Annotated in this window: 17 protein-coding genes; 10 read left to right on the top strand and 7 right to left on the bottom strand. The window is 73.6% G+C overall.

Translation table 11 applies throughout. The features are described from left to right. Nucleotides 1-41 precede the first annotated feature (41 nt). From DZA62_RS25350 to DZA62_RS25330, 5 genes are all read left to right on the top strand, one after another. The gene (locus DZA62_RS25350; RefSeq protein WP_116951721.1) at nt 42-1,019 is read left to right on the top strand and encodes a helix-turn-helix domain-containing protein; all 978 of its coding nucleotides are present in this window, start codon (nt 42-44) and stop codon (nt 1,017-1,019) included. 282 nt (nt 1,020-1,301) lie between these two features. Continuing rightward, a complete protein-coding gene (locus DZA62_RS25345) occupies nt 1,302-5,228 on the top strand; it encodes an AAA domain-containing protein (RefSeq protein ID WP_157987899.1) in 3,927 nt (1,308 codons plus the stop codon). Between the two features lie 135 nt (nt 5,229-5,363). Next, nucleotides 5,364-6,164 (top strand): endonuclease/exonuclease/phosphatase family protein, encoded by an 801-nt coding sequence (locus DZA62_RS25340; protein WP_198664164.1) that lies wholly within the window; start codon nt 5,364-5,366, stop codon nt 6,162-6,164. Between the two features lie 145 nt (nt 6,165-6,309). Continuing rightward, the gene (locus DZA62_RS25335; protein ID WP_157987898.1) at nt 6,310-6,876 is read left to right on the top strand and encodes a Uma2 family endonuclease; all 567 of its coding nucleotides are present in this window, start codon (nt 6,310-6,312) and stop codon (nt 6,874-6,876) included. A gap of 2 nt (nt 6,877-6,878) precedes the next feature. Continuing rightward, a complete protein-coding gene (locus DZA62_RS25330) occupies nt 6,879-7,952 on the top strand; it encodes a zinc-binding alcohol dehydrogenase family protein (protein ID WP_116951717.1) in 1,074 nt (357 codons plus the stop codon). Here DZA62_RS25330 and DZA62_RS25325 read toward each other — a convergent pair. Genes DZA62_RS25325 through DZA62_RS25315 form a run of 3 tightly spaced genes read right to left on the bottom strand, consistent with a single transcriptional unit; the run spans nt 7,915 to nt 10,019 of the window. Continuing rightward, a complete protein-coding gene (locus DZA62_RS25325; protein WP_116951716.1) occupies nt 7,915-9,117 on the bottom strand; it encodes a cation:proton antiporter in 1,203 nt (400 codons plus the stop codon). The two genes, DZA62_RS25330 and DZA62_RS25325, sit on opposite strands and share 38 nt — an antisense overlap. 11 nt (nt 9,118-9,128) lie before the next feature. Next, nucleotides 9,129-9,623 carry a cation:proton antiporter regulatory subunit gene (locus tag DZA62_RS25320; RefSeq protein WP_116951715.1) on the bottom strand — a complete coding sequence of 165 codons (495 nt, stop codon included), beginning with the start codon at nt 9,621-9,623 and terminating at the stop codon, nt 9,129-9,131. Nucleotides 9,624-9,656: 33 nt separating this feature from the next. Then, nucleotides 9,657-10,019: an MmcQ/YjbR family DNA-binding protein gene (locus DZA62_RS25315; protein WP_116951753.1), complete on the bottom strand. Its 363-nt coding sequence runs from the start codon at nt 10,017-10,019 to the stop codon at nt 9,657-9,659. 83 nt (nt 10,020-10,102) lie between these two features. On the opposite strand from DZA62_RS25315, the gene DZA62_RS25310 reads away from it, so the two are divergent. Beyond that, nucleotides 10,103-10,516 (top strand): VOC family protein, encoded by a 414-nt coding sequence (locus DZA62_RS25310; protein WP_116951714.1) that lies wholly within the window; start codon nt 10,103-10,105, stop codon nt 10,514-10,516. On the opposite strand, the gene DZA62_RS25305 is transcribed toward DZA62_RS25310, so the two are convergent. After that, on the bottom strand, nt 10,497-11,180 hold the full coding sequence (locus DZA62_RS25305) for a helix-turn-helix domain-containing protein (protein WP_116951713.1): 684 nt from the start codon (nt 11,178-11,180) through the stop codon (nt 10,497-10,499). The genes DZA62_RS25310 and DZA62_RS25305 overlap by 20 nt on opposite strands. A 71-nt stretch (nt 11,181-11,251) precedes the next feature. Next, nucleotides 11,252-12,088: an AraC family transcriptional regulator gene (locus DZA62_RS25300; protein WP_116951712.1), complete on the bottom strand. Its 837-nt coding sequence runs from the start codon at nt 12,086-12,088 to the stop codon at nt 11,252-11,254. Between the two features lie 160 nt (nt 12,089-12,248). On the opposite strand from DZA62_RS25300, the gene DZA62_RS25295 reads away from it, so the two are divergent. Further along, nucleotides 12,249-13,064, top strand: a complete 816-nt coding sequence (locus DZA62_RS25295) for a phytanoyl-CoA dioxygenase family protein (RefSeq protein WP_116951711.1) — start codon at nt 12,249-12,251, stop codon at nt 13,062-13,064. Nucleotides 13,065-13,228: 164 nt separating this feature from the next. Here the strand turns inward: DZA62_RS25295 and DZA62_RS25290 are convergent, their stop codons facing one another. Further along, nucleotides 13,229-14,056 (bottom strand): isocitrate lyase/PEP mutase family protein, encoded by an 828-nt coding sequence (locus tag DZA62_RS25290; protein ID WP_116951710.1) that lies wholly within the window; start codon nt 14,054-14,056, stop codon nt 13,229-13,231. Between the two features lie 127 nt (nt 14,057-14,183). Continuing rightward, nucleotides 14,184-14,630: a nuclear transport factor 2 family protein gene (locus DZA62_RS25285; protein WP_116951709.1), complete on the bottom strand. Its 447-nt coding sequence runs from the start codon at nt 14,628-14,630 to the stop codon at nt 14,184-14,186. Nucleotides 14,631-14,710: 80 nt separating this feature from the next. Between DZA62_RS25285 and DZA62_RS25280 the strand changes: the two genes are divergently transcribed. The 3 genes from DZA62_RS25280 to DZA62_RS25270 are packed head-to-tail and all read left to right on the top strand — an operon-like array spanning nt 14,711 to nt 16,880. After that, nucleotides 14,711-15,214 (top strand): winged helix-turn-helix transcriptional regulator, encoded by a 504-nt coding sequence (locus DZA62_RS25280; RefSeq protein WP_198664162.1) that lies wholly within the window; start codon nt 14,711-14,713, stop codon nt 15,212-15,214. Further along, on the top strand, nt 15,211-16,443 hold the full coding sequence (locus DZA62_RS25275) for an NAD(P)/FAD-dependent oxidoreductase (RefSeq protein ID WP_116951707.1): 1,233 nt from the start codon (nt 15,211-15,213) through the stop codon (nt 16,441-16,443). Before DZA62_RS25280 ends, DZA62_RS25275 begins: the two co-directional genes overlap by 4 nt. Nucleotides 16,444-16,454: 11 nt before the next feature. Then, entirely contained in the window at nt 16,455-16,880 is a 426-nt protein-coding gene (locus DZA62_RS25270; RefSeq protein ID WP_157987897.1) for a nitroreductase family deazaflavin-dependent oxidoreductase, read from the top strand. Nucleotides 16,881-16,893 lie beyond the last annotated feature (13 nt).

Below are 16,893 nucleotides of genomic sequence, written 5' to 3'. Positions count from 1 at the left end.
GGCACTTTTGTGGCGAATTTTCGCCATGGCATGATCTCGCCATGCTGCAGGCGCTCGGCGTGACCGCGCAGGACGAGGAGCTCTATCGGACGCTGCTGCGCCTGCCCCGCAGCACCTTGGAGGACCTCGCCGACACCGGTGGGCACGCGACGTCCACGCTGCGCCGGTCGGTGCGCCGGCTCGAACAGCTCGGGCTGGTCACCCGGCTCGCCGGTGCTCCGGTGCGGTTCGTGCCCGTCCGGCCGGACGTCGCCGTCGACGTCCTCGTGGCGCAGCGGCAGCGAGAGCTCGCGCTGGCCCGCGAGGGCGCCCGCGGGCTGCTGCAGGAGATGGCGATGGAGCACGTCCACGAGTCCGGGGACCTCATCGAGATCGTGCGTGGGCGTCAGGCCGTCGCGCACCGGTTCATGCAGATGGAGCAGACCGTCGCCCAGGAGCTGCTGGTGCTCGACCGCCCGCCGTATGCGCAGGCCCTGGATCAGCCGAACGACAGCGAGTACGACCTGCTCGCCCGCGGCGTGCGCTGCCGCGGCATCTATGCGCCGGAGGGACTGGAGCGGCCCGGCCGCCTCGACGAGTTGCGCCGGCTGGTCGACGCCGGTGAGCAGGCTCGCACCTCGCCGGTGGTGCCGCTGAAGATGGCGATCGCCGACGCCTCGGTGGCGATTCTGCCGCTGAGCTTCGAGCAGAGCGCCGAGCAGGCCCTCGTCGTGTACGCCTCGACCCTGGTCGACGCCTTGGTGTCGCTGTTCGAGGTGCTCTGGGACCTCGCGCTGCCGATCGCCGGGTTCGAGGCGACGGAGCGGCAGGCCGGCGAGGCGGACCCGGCCGTGTCGGCACTGGTGCCGTTGCTGGTGGCGGGGCTCGGCGACCAGGCGATCGCTCGCCAGCTGGGCGTCAGTCCGCGGACCCTGAGCCGGCAGCTGGCGACCCTGATGGAGTCGCTCGGCGCCCGCACCCGGTTCCAGGCCGGAGCACTGGCGGTGGCGCGCGGACTGGCCGGTGCGGATTCGGTATGACAACGCGGAATTCCCATGATCGAATGAGTCTGCGCGCTTATACGTGATTGTTTTCTAGATCACCACGATCCTCTCGTCCGAGTACTCCATCGGGTGTTCGGACCATATTCCTCCAAGATCCGACATACGTCGCGATGCGTACCTAGTCTGCGAGAGAACCGCAGGTGAACGGGGTGTTCGCCGCGGGCAGGCCAGACGCGAGGGAGCCTGATGAACGAGCCGTCGATGCATGTGCGAACCGAGCCTGTCCGCGATCGATTCGTGGCCGTCAGGCCGGCCACCGTGACACTTCCGGCGCCGCCACGGCGCACTCCGGAAGCGTCGTTGCGGTTCCCGTCCGCATTCGAGTCCACCGCCGCACCCGCGGTGCCGGACCGCCGCCGGCTGCCAGCGGGCGACCGCGCCGCGCTCCTCATCGGCACCGCCGTCCACGACCACGCCGGCTACCCGCTGCTGCCGACGTCGGCGGCCGGGCTGCGCCAGTTGCGGCAGGTCCTGCAGCGTGCCGACGTGGGCATGGTCGACACCTGCCAGGTGGTCGCCGACGGCAGCCGCGGCGAGATCATGCGGGCGGTCGAGACGTTCCTCGAGGAGCGCGCCCTGGCCGACACCGTGCTGGTCTACCTGGCCGGCTACGCGCAGGTGTCCGGCGCCGACGGCCGGCTCTATCTCGCGGCCGCCGACACCGACCCCGCCGACCTCGCGCGCACCGCCGTCCCGGCCGACTTCCTCCGCGACCAGTTGCAGGAGTGCCGGGCGGCCAGCAAGGTCGTGCTGCTCGACACCTGCCTGCCCGGCCCGGAGACGGACCGGTTCGCCGTCCAGCGGCGGCAGGTCATGCTCGAGCCGGCCGGGGTCTACGTCATCTCCGCGTCGCCGGCGCCGCAGCCCGCGGCCGCCATGGCCGAGCCGATCCCGCAGCTGGGCACGTCCCGGTTCACCGGCGAGATCGTCGAGGGACTGCGCACCGGCCGGGTGAAGGACGGCCTGGGTCCGTGGATCACCGCCGAGGACCTCGCCCGCTACCTGACCACCAAGCTCACCGCTCAGGGCGTGCCCGCCGAGCAGCTGCCGGCCACGTCGACGCTGGCCGTCACCGGCAACCACGTCATCGCCCGGTCGGCGGTGCGGGCGCTCAGCCTGCTCGACGGCGACGGCGGACGCGAGAGCAGCGGCGCGTCGGCCGGGGCCGGCAGCGCCGTCGCCGTCCCCGCCGGAGGCAGCGCGGACGCCGCCGGCGGCGCCGGTGCCGCGGGCGGTGGCCACGGCGACCAGGTGGCCGACCCCGGTTGGCGCGAGGTCATCGCCTACTACCGGGCGTGCCTGGCCGAGGCGCCGTCGCCGGAGGCGCTGCCGGTGCGCGGCGCCGAGTCCGTCGACTGGTTCCCGATGACCGACGGTGCCGAGGCGCTGATCAGCGGCGCCGAGGCCACCACGCTGGCGCCCGCCGGTGTCGACACGTTCGACTGGAAGGAGCGCGACGTCTGGTACGGGTATCCGGTCGTCACGCTGGCCGGCGCCGGCCGCCGGCACTCGGGCGACCCGCTGGCCCCGCCCACCGTCGCTCCGCTGCTGGTCCGTCGCGCCGAGGTCACCGTCGACGCCCGCGGCGCCGCCGCGTTGCGGCCCGTCGGCCCGGTGCTGCCGCACGCCGGCATCCTGCAGGCCTGCCTCGACGACCAGGAGGCGGCCAGCGTGCTGGCGGCCTGGCGGCAGAGCTGGAAGGCGGGCGACCGCGATCAGCTGCTGGTGGCCATCCGGCAACTGCTGAAGCGGCTCGGGCTGGAGGAGCTGGACCGCCTCGACCCCGCCGCGCTGGGCACCGTCGACCAGAAGACCGCCAACCGCACCGGCGTGCACAACACCGCCTGCGTGCTGTACGTCGAGTCCCGGCGGGCCGCCCAGCAGGCCGTCGCCGCCGAGCTGGCCGAGCTGGGCGAGCGGCTCCCCGACGTGCCCGGCACGGCACTGGAGTTCCTGGGCAAGCCGGTCGGGCTGCGCACGACGACCCGCTCCGCCGTCGCGCCGGTGCTGCCCGCCGAGCTGAACGAGAGCCAGCAGACGGTGCTGGCGGCGGCCATGTCGCGGCCGCTCACCGTCGTCGCGGCGCCGCCCGGCACCGGCAAGGACGACCTCCTCGTCGACGTCGTCGCCACCGCCGTCGCCGCCGGCCAGAAGGTGCTGGTCGCCTCGGCCGACGACGCCGCGCTGCAGCGGCTGGCCGACCGGTGCGCCACGCTCGCGACCGGCCTGCTGATCAAGACCGGCGACGCGCAGGCCCGGGCCGAGGAGAAGCAGATCGTCCGCGAGCTGCTCCGCTCGACCAAGGACGCGTCGGGCGGGCGCACCCGCGGTGCCGTCGCCGCCGAGCTGGCCGCCGCCCAGCTGCAGGTCCGGGCCTGGCGCGACCGGCTGGCCGAACGGAACGACCTCGAGACGCTGCTGCGCAAGACCACCGCCGCCCGGTCCGCGGCGGCCGAGCGGCTGGGTGTGCCGGTCGACGTGCTGGGCGCCGCCTGGCGCGGCGACGACGCCGGGCTGGCCGACTGGATCGACCGCGCCCGGACGCTCACCGAGACCCATCTCATGGGCGGGCTGCGCCGGCGCAACCTGGTGCTCGCGTTCGTCCGCGCCCTCGCCGACGCCGGTGCCGGCTCCGACGCCGCCCGTGGGGCACTGCTCGACCCGGCCGCGTTCGACTCCCTGCTGCTGTTCGCGCGGGCCGAGGACCGGCTGCGTGGCGACCGGCGCGAGGTGCTCGCCGTCAGCGACGACGCGCTGGACCTCGAGGGTCGCGAGCTGTCCGCGCGGGTCGCCGAGCTGTCCGCCGAGCTGCTCACGGTCGTCGTCGCCGAGCAGGCCGGCACCGCGCGCGAGCGCCTCGAGGCGCGCCGCATCGCGCTGGAGCCGGGCGGGCGGAACCGTCAGTCCAGCCACCGCGAGCTGCTCAGCCACCTCGGCGGCTGGGCGCTCACGCCGCAGGACGCCGGTCAGCTGGCGCTCGAAGCCGGCATGTTCGACCTGGTCGTCATCGACGACGCGCACCACTGCCCGGTGTCCGCCGCACTGCCGCTGCTGTTCCGTGCCCGCCGCGCGCTCGTCGTCGGCGACCCCCGGCAGCGGCTGCGCGCGCCCGGCCTCAGCGACCACCGGCTGCGCCGCGCCCGCCGCGGGGCCGGGCTCAGCGCCGGTTTCCTCTCCGAGCGGCGGCTGTCCTTCCGCGGCGACTCCGTCTTCGACGCCGCACTGCCCAACGTCGAGGAGCCGCTGCTGCTCGACGAGCACGACGGCGCGCACCCGGGCATCGCCCGCATCGTCGACGAGCACTTCTACGAGGGACGGCTGACGGTCGTCACCGACGTCGGCGCGCTGCCCCGGGCGCACGACGCCGAGACCGGCGACGCCACGCTGCTGCTCTGGGAGGACGTCACCGGCACGCCCGAACGCGGTGCCAACGGCGGGTCATGGCGCAACCAGGCCGAGATCGACCGCGTCGTGTGGGCGGTCAAAGAGCTGCGCGAGCAGCTGCCCGACGGCGCCACGATCGCCGTCGCCACGCCGTTCCGGGCCCAGGCCGAGGAGCTGCGGTCGCTGTTCCGGTTCGAGCCGGTCCCGGTGGCCTGCGTGGCCGACGACGACCCGGTCGACTGCGACGCCGTCGTGTTGTCACTGGTCGCCGGCGAGGAGATGCCCGAGCAGACGGTCCGCTGGGCGCAGGGCCAGACGGCGCTGTGGAGCGGGGCGGTCGGCCGCGCGCGGGCCCACGTCGTCACCGTCGGTCAGCACGGGTTCTGGTCGCGGCAGGCCGGGCTGCCGGCGCTGCTGTCCCGCATGTCGTCGGTCCGCTCCTTCCACGTCCGGCCGAACCCGCCGGCGCCGCTGGAGTCCGCCGTCTTCACAGATCCGCTGGTCGAGGCGCTGTGCACGCGGCTGACCGCCGCCGGCGTCGGTGAGGTCGAGCCCAATGCCGTCGTCGACGGCTACCGGGTCGACGTGCTGGTGCGGACACCGTCGGGCAGCACCGCCGTCCTGCTGGACCGCGGCTGGCCGGGCGAGGACGCCGCCCGGCACCTGCGGCTGCTGTTGCGCCGCCGGCGGCTGCTCACCGGGCTGGTGCCGGAGTCGGGGCTGCCGCCGGTGACCCGGGTGTTGCGGGTGCCGACGTGGCAGGTGCGGTCCGGCGAACCGATCGACGGTCTGCTCGACTGACCGTTTGCGGGAGGTTTGTCTACAAGTCATCCGCAGTGGGAAGGCTCGACGACACGTGCTCCGTGACGTCGAAGGGACCCCACCATGCGCCTGTTCCGCACCGCCGTCCCCGCGGCTCTGGCAGTCTTGGGACTGATGGCCGGGACCGCTCTGCCCGCTTCGTCCGCCGACCCGTCGCCCCGCGACCGGCCGCTCACCGTCATGAGTTTCAACGTCCACCACGGCGTCGGCACCGACGGCCTGCTGAACCTGCAGCGGGTCGCCGACGTCATCAAGACCGAAGGCGTCGACGTCGTCGGCCTGCAGGAGGTCGACCGCCACTGGGGCGAGCGCAGCGACTTCGTCGACCAGGCCGCCTGGCTCGCCGACGAGCTGGACATGCACGTCGTCTACGGCGCCAACCTCGACCTCGACCCGGCGCAGGCGGGGGAGCCGCGGCGGCAGTACGGCACCGCGATCCTCAGCGAGCGGCCGATCCGCGAGTGGGACAACACCTTCCTGCCCAAGTACGAAGGGCACGAGCAGCGCGGCCTGTTGCGCGCCCGCATCAACGTCCGGGGTGTCTGGGTGACGGTCTACAACACCCACCTGCAGCACAACGACGCCAACGAGCGGCTCGAGCAGGTCGCGGCCATCGAGGAACTGATGGGCGAGCCCGACGAGTCGGTCGTCCTGCTCGGCGACCTCAACGCCGTCCCGTCGTCGCCGGAGATCCGTGAACTCGTCGACGATCTCGTCGACACCTGGGAGGCCGCCGGCGTGGGCGACGGCCACACCTACCCGGCCGAGGACCCGAACGCCCGCATCGACTACGTGCTCACGTCCGGCGACGTCATCACCCGCAGCGCCGCCGTGGTCTCCACCGACGCGTCGGACCACCTGCCGGCGAAGGCGGAGGTCCTGCTGCCCGGTTCCCGCGTCGGCCTGGGCGAATAGCGAGTAGGGCACGTTTCCGAGGCGCGGATCCGCCGGGTTCGGGCAACCGGGCCGGCGGATCCGGGCACACGCGTGAGGGTGCCGATCCGCGTATCGTGACGGTATGACTCGACGGTCAGAACACGATCGATCGGTGGAGGCTGAGATGACGACCATCGTTGTGCCCGACCACCTCGTGACCGTCGAGGATTGGGATGCGCTCGAGGACATCAACCCGCGCATGCGATACGAACTGGTCGACGGGACCGTGCTCATGAGCCCGCGGCCAGTATCGGATCATCAGGACATCATCGGGGCCTTGACGCACGTCCTTCGTGAACACCGGCCGCCTGGGCACCGTGTCCTCCCCGGGGCCGAGTTGGCCATCGACTTGGGGCCCTGGCCGACAATCCGGGTGCCCGACGTTGTGGTCTGCGGGCAGGTACCACAGGGGACTCAGCGTATCCCCGCCGCGGACACCAAGCTGGTCGTGGAGGTCGTCTCGCCGGGATCGCGGCGGACCGACCGGGTCACGAAGCGGTCCGAGTACGAGGAAGCGGGGATTCCCGCGTACTGGATCATCGACCCGGCGGCTGACGACGACAGCCGGTTCGTGGCATCCGAGCTGGTGGGCGGCGCCTACAAGGAGGTCGCCCGCGGTTGCGGCGTCATCTCGCTGGAGCGGCCGTTCCCGCTGACCATCGACGTCGGCGCGCTGCTGACCTTCGACTGACGATGCGCGCCTGGCGGGTCACGACGCCCGGCCCGATGGCGAGCCGGCCGCTGACCCTCGTCGACGACGCGGTGCCCCGGCCCGGCCCCGGCGAGCTGCTGGTCCGGGTCCTCGCCTGCGGCGTCTGCCGCACCGACCTCCACGTTGCCGAGGGCGACCTGCCCGTGCACCGTCCGCACGTCGTGCCCGGCCACGAAGTGGTCGGCGAGGTGGTGGCGCTGGGCGAGCCCGCCGACGCCGCCGGCGACCCGGCGCCCGCCGATGCGGCGGCTGCGGCGACCCCGGCGGCCACAGCGACGCCGGCGCTCGCGCCGGGCGACCGCGTCGGCATCGCGTGGCTGCGCGGCACCGACGGGACCTGCGCCTACTGCCGGCGCGGCGCCGAGAACCTGTGCCCGGCCTCGACCTACACCGGCTGGGACGCCGACGGCGGGTACGCCGAGTACGCGACCGTCCCGGCCGCCTACGCCCTGGCGCTGCCGTCCGGCTACGACGACGTCGAGCTGGCGCCGTTGCTGTGCGCCGGCATCATCGGCTACCGCGCGCTGCTCCGCGCCGAACTGCCGCCCGGTGGCCGGCTGGGCGTCTACGGGTTCGGCGCCAGCGCCCACCTCGCCGCGCAGGTCGCGCTGGCCCAGGGCGCCACGGTGCACGTGCTCACCCGCAGCCCGGCCGCGCAACGGCTGGCGCTCGAGCTGGGCGCCGCCTCGGCGGGCGGCGCCGCGGACCCGCCGCCGGAACCGCTCGACGCCGCGATCCTGTTCGCCCCGGTCGGCGATCTGGTGCCGCCGGCGCTGGCCGCCCTCGACCGCGGCGGCACGCTCGCCGTCGCCGGCATCCACCTCACCGACGTCCCGCCGCTGAACTACCAGCGGCACCTGTTCCAGGAGCGGCAGCTGCGCAGCGTCACCGCCAACACCCGCGACGACGCGCGCGCGTTCCTGCGCTTCGCCGGTGAGCACCGGCTGCAGGTCACCACGACGCCGTATCCGCTGGGCCGCGCCGACGCCGCGCTCGGCGACCTCGCCGCCGACGTCGTCACCGGCGCGGCGGTACTCGTCCCCGCCCTCGGTTGAGCACCCGCTGCCGCAGCACGTCCCGGAACCAGGGGGTGTCGGGCAGCCGCGACAACAGCGGCCCGAACACGACCGTCAGCAGCACGTAGGTCGTCACCAGCGGCGCCAGCGTCGGCTCGATGCCGGCGCTCACCGCCAGCCCGGCGATGACGACGGAGAACTCGCCGCGTGGGACCAATGCCAGTCCGGCCCGCCACCGTCCGGGCTCGGCGATGCCGGCGCGCCGGGCGGCGAGCCACCCGGTGAGCACCTTCGTCGCCGTCGTGACGATCGCCAGCGCGAGGGCCGGCAGCAGCACTGGGCCGATGTCGGCCGGGTCGGTGGTCAGCCCGAAGAAGATGAAGAACACCGCCGCGAACACGTCCCGCAACGGCGTCAGCAGCTCCGAGGCGTGCTCGGCCACGGGACCGGAGATCGCGATGCCCACCAGGAACGCCCCCACCGCGGCGGACACGTTCACCTGCTCAGCGACGCCGGCGACCACCATCGTCAGCCCGAGCACGCCCAGCAGCAGCGCTTCCCGCTGCCGCGGCGAGAACAGCGTCGAGATGATGCTGCCGTGCCGCAACGCCAGGTACAGGATGACCAGCGCCGCGGTCACCGCGATCGCCAGCGTCCGCGCGCCCTCGGCCAGCCCGGCACCGATGACCAGCGTGGACAGCACCGGCAGGTAGAACGCCATCACGAGGTCCTCGATGACCAGGATGGACAGCACGACCGGCGTCTCGCGGTTGTTCAGCCGGCCGAGATCGCGCAGCACCTTCGCGATGACGCCCGACGACGACACCCAGGTCACGCCGGCCAGCGCGACGGCGGCCACCGGGCCCCAGCCGAGCAGCAGCGCGAACGCCGCACCGGGCAACGCGTTGAGCAGCGCGTCGAACAACCCGGACAGCGCCGAGCGGCGGATGTTCGTGACCAGCTCGCCGGCGGAGTACTCCAGGCCCAGCATGACCAGCAGCAGGATCACGCCGACCTCGGAGCCGACCTCGAAGAACTCCTCGCTCGCCGACAGCGGCAGCAGGCCGCCCTGCCCGAAGGCCAACCCGGCCAGTAGGTACAGCGGGATCGGCGACATCCCGATGCGGCCGGCCAGCCGGCCCAGCAGCCCCATGCCCAGCAGGAGCGCACCGATCTCGATGAGGAGGGTGGTGGTCTCCGCCATGGGGCAGGAGGTCAGTTCGCGCCGTCGGCGATGAGCCGGGCCAGTGCGTCGAGGCCCTCGCGGGTGCCCACCGCGACCAGGAGGTCGCCGGTCTGCAGCGGCGCCTCCGGCCCCGGCGACGGCACGACGCCGCCGTCGCGGAGCAGGGCGACGATCGACGCGCCGGTGCGGGTGCGTGCCCGGGTGTCGCCCAGCGCGCGGCCGACGAACGGTGACGCGGCGCCGACGGCGATCTGCTCGGTGTAGAGCCCGGCGGTGTGGTCGCGCAGCGCCGCGAGCTGGCCGAGCATGACCGACGCGCCGAGCAGCTCGGCCAGCGCCTCGGCCTCGTCGTCGGTGAGCGTGATCGGGTCGCGGCAGGAGTCGGGGTCGTCGACGTCGAACACGGCCAGGGTGCGCTCGCCGGAACGTTGTGTCAGGACGCTGACCCGGCGGCCGGTCTGCGTCAGCACGTCGTGCCGTACCCCGATGCCGGGCAGGTCGACCTGCTCGATGCGCACTGCCACGCCTTCGACATTACCTCCGGGCGCCGCCCGGCCTCACCGGGCGTCCAGCGCCCTGAGCATCCGCTGCAGCGCGACCTGCCGGTACGAGCCGTCCAGCAGCTCGCCGACCTCGGTCCAGTCGACCTCGGCGGCGGTGAAGTCGAGCGACAACCAGCCACTGGGACCGTAGTAGGCGGGGACGTAGAAACGCGGGTCCTGCAGCAGCGCCGGGCGGTCGGCCGCGTCGGGCTTGAAGATCACCGCGAACGGGTGCGCGTCGTTGCCCTCGAAGACGGCGAACATCTTCTTCCCCGCGCGGAAGGTCGGCCGCCCCCACGCCTCCACCTCGGCCGCCTCGGGGAACCGGAGACAAGCGGCGCGCAGCTCGGCGAGGTACGGGTCGTCGTCGCTGTACATCCGCGGGTGCGCCACGCGTTTCAGCGTAGCGGCGTCCGATTCCTTCAAGACGGCTGCGCGCGAAGGCTCGTAGCGTCGTCCCCATGACACAGCCACGCTTCAACGCCATCGGATTCGCGGTCGCCGACATGGCCCGCTCGCTGGAGTTCTACCGCACTCTCGGCCTCGACGTTCCCGACGGCGCCGAGTCCGCGCCGCACGCCGAGATCCCGCTCGTTCCCGGGGTGAAGCTGATGCTCGACACCCACGCGAGCATCGCCGCGTTCGATCCCGGCTTCACGCCGGAGACCGGCGGCCACGGCAGCCTCGCCTTCGAATGCGCCGAGCCGGCGGACGTCGACGCGGCGTACGAGCGGATGATCGCCGCCGGCGCCAAGAGTCATCTCGCTCCGTGGGACGCGTTCTGGGGCCAGCGGTATGCCGTGGTCCAGGACCCCGACGGCAACGGCGTCGACTTCTACGCCGCGCTCCCGGGCGCTACGCCACCAGGGTCGTGAGCGTGACGCCGGTCAGTGAGCGCACCTCGCGGGACAGGTGCGCCTGATCGGCGTAGCCGGCCGCGAAGGCGGCGTCGGCCGCCGGAGTGCCGGACCGGCCCAGCTCGAGCGCGCGGTTGAGCCGCAGGACGCGGGCCAGCGTCTTCGGCCCGTACCCGAACGCGTCGAGGCTGCGCCGGTGCAGCTGCCGCGCGCTCAGTCCGACTTCGCGTGCGACGGCGCCGACGGCGGCGCCCTGGCTCAGCCGCCACGCCACCCGCTCGACCACCGGGTCGGCAGGCGGCGCCTCGCCGAGCCGTCGCTCGGCGACGCTCTCGAGCAGCGTGCCCGGGTCGGTCGCCTCGGCCAGCCGCTCGGCCAGCCGGCGCACGTCGGCGCCGGGCCACAGGGTGTCGAGCGGCACCCGCTGGTCGCGCAGCTCGTGGGCAGGCAGGCCGAGCACCCGCGGGCCGACCCCGGCGGCGAACCGGAGCCCGACGAACGGCGTGCCGGGCCGCCACGACGCGAGGTGCGCCACGGTGTCGGGGCCGGCGACGACCAACCGGTCGCTGGACCACAGCAGGTCGAGGCAGCCGTCGGGCAGCACCCGGTGCTCCTCGGCCGTCGCCACCGTCGACGACCAGACCACCGCGTGCGCGATGGTGGACGGTCGCTCGCGGTACATGCCTTCACTGTGCCACTCGGCACCGACAGGCGCCGCCGTGTCGCCGGCCGCATCGCCGGCCCCCCGGACCGTCAGCCGAAGGCGGCGCGGTACTCGCGCGGCGTCATCGCCTTGAGCTCGCGGAAGCGCCGATTGAAGTTCGAGAGGTTGCCGAATCCGCACGACGCGGCGATGTCGGCGACGGCGCGGTCGCTCTCGGTGAGCAGCCGGCAGGCGGCGCCGACGCGCAGTTCGGCGAGGTACGCGGTGAACGTACGGCCGGTCGCCCGGCGGAAGAACCGGCTGAAGGCGGCCGGCGACAGGTGCGCGACGGCGGCGACGTCGCCGAGGTCGATCGGCTCGCCGTACCGCGCGTGCAGATACCCGAACACGTCGTCCATCCGGCGGCGGCCGTCCGGCCGGGCCGGCGACCGGTAGCCGGGGCTGGCCAGCGGCCGCCCCCGCGCGCCGTCGGCCAGCCGGACCAGGACGTCCAGCAGGCCGAGCGTGCCCGCGGGGCCGGTCTCCTCCGTCAGCTCGACCAGCCGCCGGACCATCGGTGCCGGCACCGCCAGCTCCAGCCCGCGCCCGGCCTCGGCCAGCAGCCCGGCGACCGCCGCGAACTCCGGCACGTCGAACAACCCCGGGCCGAGGAAATCCGGCCGGAAGTGGATGACGACCGCCTCGTTGTGGCCCTGCGTCGCCGACACGAACGCGTGCGGTACGCCGGGGCCGAGCAGGGTGAGCCGGCCGGGGACGTACGGCTCGATGCTGTCGCCCGCGTACCGCGTCCCGGTGCCCGCCGTGATCAGCGTCAGCTCGATCTCCGGGTGGAGGTGCCAGCTGAACCGGAAGGCGGGGCTGCGGAACAGGTGGCGCTTCCAGGACAGGCCGCCCGTGGTGCCGATGTGCTCCAGGGCGGGCCGCATGGGGCGACGATACGGTGCGCGCGTGATCGATCGGATCGACGGCCTGAAACGGCCGCGAGAGTACCGGAAACCGTCATCGTCGGCGTGGCGGCGCCGGGTGCGCGGCCAGCAGCATGGACGTGGGCGCCCACCCGAGACCCGCTCTCTCCCGGAGGACCCGATGACCACCACGTCGACCGCTCTCGACACGCCCTACGACCTCACGCCCGACCGGATCGCCGCCTTCGACCGCGACGGCTTCGTCCACCTCCCCGGCGTGCTCGCCCCGGACGTCGTCCGGCACTACGAGCCGGAGATCACCGAGAAGGTGATCGAGCTGAACACCATGCACCTGCCGATGGCCGAGCGCTCGACGTACAACAAGGCGTTCCTGCAGGTCGGAAATCTATGGAAGCACAGTGAGCTCGTGCGGGAGCTGGTGTTCTCGCGCCGGCTGGCCGAGATCGCCGCCGCCCTCCTCGGCGTCGAAGGGGTGCGGCTCTACCACGACCAGGCCCTGTACAAGGAACCCGGCGGCGGCATCACCCCGTGGCACGCCGACCAGTACTACTGGCCGTTCGCGTCGGACCGGTGCTGCACGATCTGGCTGCCGCTGCAGGACACCCCGCTGGAGATGGGCCCGCTGTCGTTCGCCGCCGGCAGCCATCGGTTCGAGCACGGCCGCGACCTGCCGATCAGCGACGAGTCCGAGGCGGCGCTGCAGGTGGCGCTGGCCGAGCAGGGTCTGCCCGTGTTCAACGAACCGTTCGCCCTCGGCGACGCCAGTTGCCACCTCGGCTGGACCTTCCACCACGCCGGCCCCAACGTCGCCGCCGACCCCCGTCGCGTGATGACCGTCATCTACATCGACGCCGACATGGTGGCGGCCGAGCCGGTCAACGACCACCAGGCCGGCAACCTCGCGGCCACGCTGCCGGGGATCGAGCCGGGCGAGGTGGCGGCCAGCCCGCTGAACCCGGTGCTGTACCGGCGCTGACGCCACGGGGCGCGGGCCGCAGGTCGCGGGCTGCGGGTGCGGGTCGCCGGGCCCACGGTGTGAGCTGCGGGCGTGGGCCGCCCCACGGTGCGGCCGAGCGCTCGGCGCCTGCGCTGCTCCATGATCAACGGACGGCGAGCCGGCGGCGGCGTCGCGGCAGGGCGTCAGGACATCAGCGAGTTCAGTTCTCCGTAGGCGAGCCCTCCCTCCAGCGACGTGTACGTCCCGTCCTCGAACAGTTCCCGTGCGGCCCGCTGCGCGACCCCGTACGCGGCGGCCGCGACGGAGGAGCCGAGGCTGATGCGGGCAACACCGGCGGCGGCGAGGTCGGCGACCGGCGGAGCGCTGGGCCCGGCGAGGACGTTGAGCGGTCCGGCGATCTCCGCGGCCAGGCGGGTCACCGTGGGGACGTCGACGACGCCGGGGACGAAGATCCCGGAGGCGCCGGCCGCCAGGTAGGCCCGCGCTCGCGCGATGGTCTCGGCGAACCGGCCGGCCGGGTCGCCGACGGCGCGCAGATAGGTGTCGACGCGGGCGTTGAGGTAGAAGGGCACGCCTGCGGAGACGGCGGCCGCGCGGGCCGCGGCCAGCCGGCCGGCTTGGTCGCCGGGGTCGCGCAGGGCACTCGGGTCGTCGGGGTGGACGTCCTCGATGTTGGCCCCGACGGCACCCGCGGCGAGCACGCCCTCGATGGTGACGCCGACGTCGGCGGGCGTGGCGCCGAAGCCGCTCTCGACGTCGGCGGTGACGGGGACACCGACGGCGTCGACGACGCGGCGGGTGAGCGCCAGCACGCTGTCGCGGTCGATGTGGTCGCCGTCGGCCGTGCCGAGGGCCCACGCCACTCCGGCGCTGGTGGTGGCCACCGCCGCCGCGCCGGCGGCCTCGACCAGCCGGGCACTGAGCGGATCCCAGGCGTTCGGCAGCAACACCGGGGACCCAGGCCGGTGCAGCGAGCCGAACAGCTCGGCGGTGTCGCGAAGAGTCGTCATGTCCGCAGTGAACCACCCGGGTCCGACAAAGTCTGGCGGCTTTCCGCCGCCGAGACCCTGCGCCCCTCGGCCGGCCCTCCGGCCGACCGTCCTGCCCGGCGGACGCTCCGACCCCGGCAGGCCCCGCCTACGTCGACGTCGACCCGGCGGCCGCCACCGCCGCCCGCTGCCGCTCCAACGCGGCCGCCAGCCGGGCGGTGTCCTCCAGTACGTAGTCGTCCACCATGCGACCCCAGCGGATCCGGACCCACTGCACGCCCTCGTTGGTGTAGGCGCTGCCGTCGGCGAGCGTGGCGCTGACCGCGAGCCGCACCACCACGGTCGTGTTCCACGGCCAGCCCTTGACGACGATCTCGGTCGGGCGCAGCCGCAGACCGGGCAGCGTCTCCGCCGCCTGGGCGAACCAGCGGGCGAACTCGTCGCGCCCGCGCAGGTCCGCGCCGAACGTGGAGTCGCCGACGAAGCGGAACCGCAGGTCGGGTGCGGCCTGGGCGACGGCGAGCCGGAAGTCGCCGGTCTCGGCGATGCGGTCCCAGAGCCGGCGGACCTTGGCCCGGACGATCGTGTGATACACGACAGAACCTCCTCACTTGCGATATGCAAGTAACCATAGAAGCCATGACTTGCGAACCGCAAGCGACTACGCTCCAGGACGTGGACAGAGACCGGTTCGCCTCCATCGCCTGCTCGATCGCCCGCACGTCGGGCATCGTCGGCGATCCGTGGACGCTGCTCGTGCTGCGCGACCTCTTCCTCGGCCTGACCCGTTACGACGAGCTGCGCCGCGACCTCGGCGTCGCCACGAACGTGCTGGCCGACCGTCTCGACCGGCTGGTCGACGCCGGGCTGGTGGTCCGCGCGGTCTATCAGCGGGCGCCGGTGCGGCACGAGTACCGCCTGACCGACGCCGGCCGCGACCTGTACGGCGTCGTCGTGGCGCTCATGGCGTGGGGCGACCGTCACCTCGCGCCCGACGGCCCGCCGATGCTGCTGGTGCACGACACCTGCGGCCAGCCGACCACCCCCGTCGTCGCCTGCGACGCGTGCGGCGGCGAGCTGACGGACGACGTGGTCAGCGTGCGGCCGGGGCCGGGCGGACGACATGCGCCGGGAACAGCCGTCGTCGCCGAGCGATTGACCGGTAGCGTGGCGGGGTGACCGAGCAGCCATTCGTCATCGTCGGCGGCGGACTCGCCGGGGCCAAGGGCGCTGAGGCGCTCCGCGAGCAGGGCTACGACGGCCCGCTGGTGCTCATCGGCGACGAACCGGACCGCCCGTACGAGCGCCCGCCGCTGTCGAAGGGGTACCTCCTCGGCAACGACGAACGCGACAGCGCGTTCGTCCACGACGCGGCCTGGTACGCCGAGCACGACGTCGAGCTGCGGCTCGGCACCACCGTGGTCGAGATCGATCCCCGCACGCACACCGTCGTCCAGGATGACGGCGGCACCGTGGGCTACGCGAAGCTGCTGCTGGCCACCGGCTCCAGCCCACGCCGTCTGACCATCCCGGGCGCCGATGCGGCCGGCGTGCACTACCTGCGCCGGTTGCCCGACTCCGACGCCATCAAGTCGACGCTCGCGTCGGTCCAGAGGCTGCTCGTGGTCGGCGGCGGCTGGATCGGCCTCGAGGTCACCGCGGCCGCCCGCACGGCCGGCGTCGAGGTCACCATCGTCGAGGCGCAGGAGCTGCCGCTGCTCGGCCCGCTGGGTCCGGAGCTGGCCCGCGTCTTCGCCGACCTGCACGTCGAGCACGGCGTCACGCTGCGCACCGGGGTGGGCATCGAGCGGTTCACGGTCGACGACGAGCGCGTCAGCGGCGCGGTCCTCGCCGACGGCAGCCGCGTCGAGGCCGACGCCGTCGTCGTCGGGGTGGGTGCGGTCCCGAACCTCCAGCTGGCCGCGGCGGCCGGGCTGCGCGTGCACTCGGGGGTCGTCACCGACGCCCGGCTGCAGAGCAGCGACCCGGACATCGTCGTCGCCGGCGACATCGCGGAGGCCGACCACCCGCTGCTCGGCCCGGGCATCCGGGTCGAGCACTGGGCCAACGCGCTCAACCAGCCGGCGGTGGCGGCGTCGACGATGCTCAGCGGCGACGCCGTCTACGACGAGCTGCCGTACTTCTTCACCGATCAGTACGACCTCGGCATGGAGTTCCACGGCCTGGTCACGCCGGACAACTACGACGACGTCGTCTACCGCGGCGACGTCGCGGGGCGCGAGTTCGTCGCGTTCTGGCTGCGCGACGGCCGCGTCGTCGCCGGCATGAACGTCAACGTCTGGGACGTCGGCGAGCCGATCAAGGCCCTGATCCGGTCCAGCGAGCCGGTCGACGTCGCCCGGCTCACCGATACCGCCGTGCCACTCGAGCAGGTCTCGGGGTCGTAGCCGGAGTCGTCGTGCACGACACCACCGCCCGCCGGCTGTCCCGCCTGCACATCGCCCTCTACCGGTCCAGCCGCGGCGTGCTGGGCCGGCGGCTCGTGCGCAACGACATGTTGCTGCTCACCACCACGGGCTCGCGGACGGGGCGGCGGCACACCGTCCCGCTGCTCTATCTGCACGACGACGAGCGCCTGGTGGTCATCGCCTCGTGGGGCGGCCGGCCGCGGCATCCGCAGTGGTACACGAACCTCGTCGCGCACCCCGAGGTGACCGTGCAGGTGCGCGGCCGTCGGTGGCGAGCCCGGGCGCGGACGGCCGGCCCGGACGAGCGTGCGCTCTGGTGGCCGCGCGTCCTGGCCACGTACAAGGGCTACCGGGTCTACGAGTCCAACACCGACCGCGTCATCCCCGTCGTGTTCCTGGAGCCGCCCTCTCCGTGACCATGGGAGGGTG

It is taken from the genome of Jiangella endophytica, from assembly GCF_003427025.1.
Taxonomy (GTDB): domain Bacteria; phylum Actinomycetota; class Actinomycetes; order Jiangellales; family Jiangellaceae; genus Jiangella; species Jiangella endophytica.
This window is presented reverse-complemented; position numbering and strand designations above follow the sequence as displayed.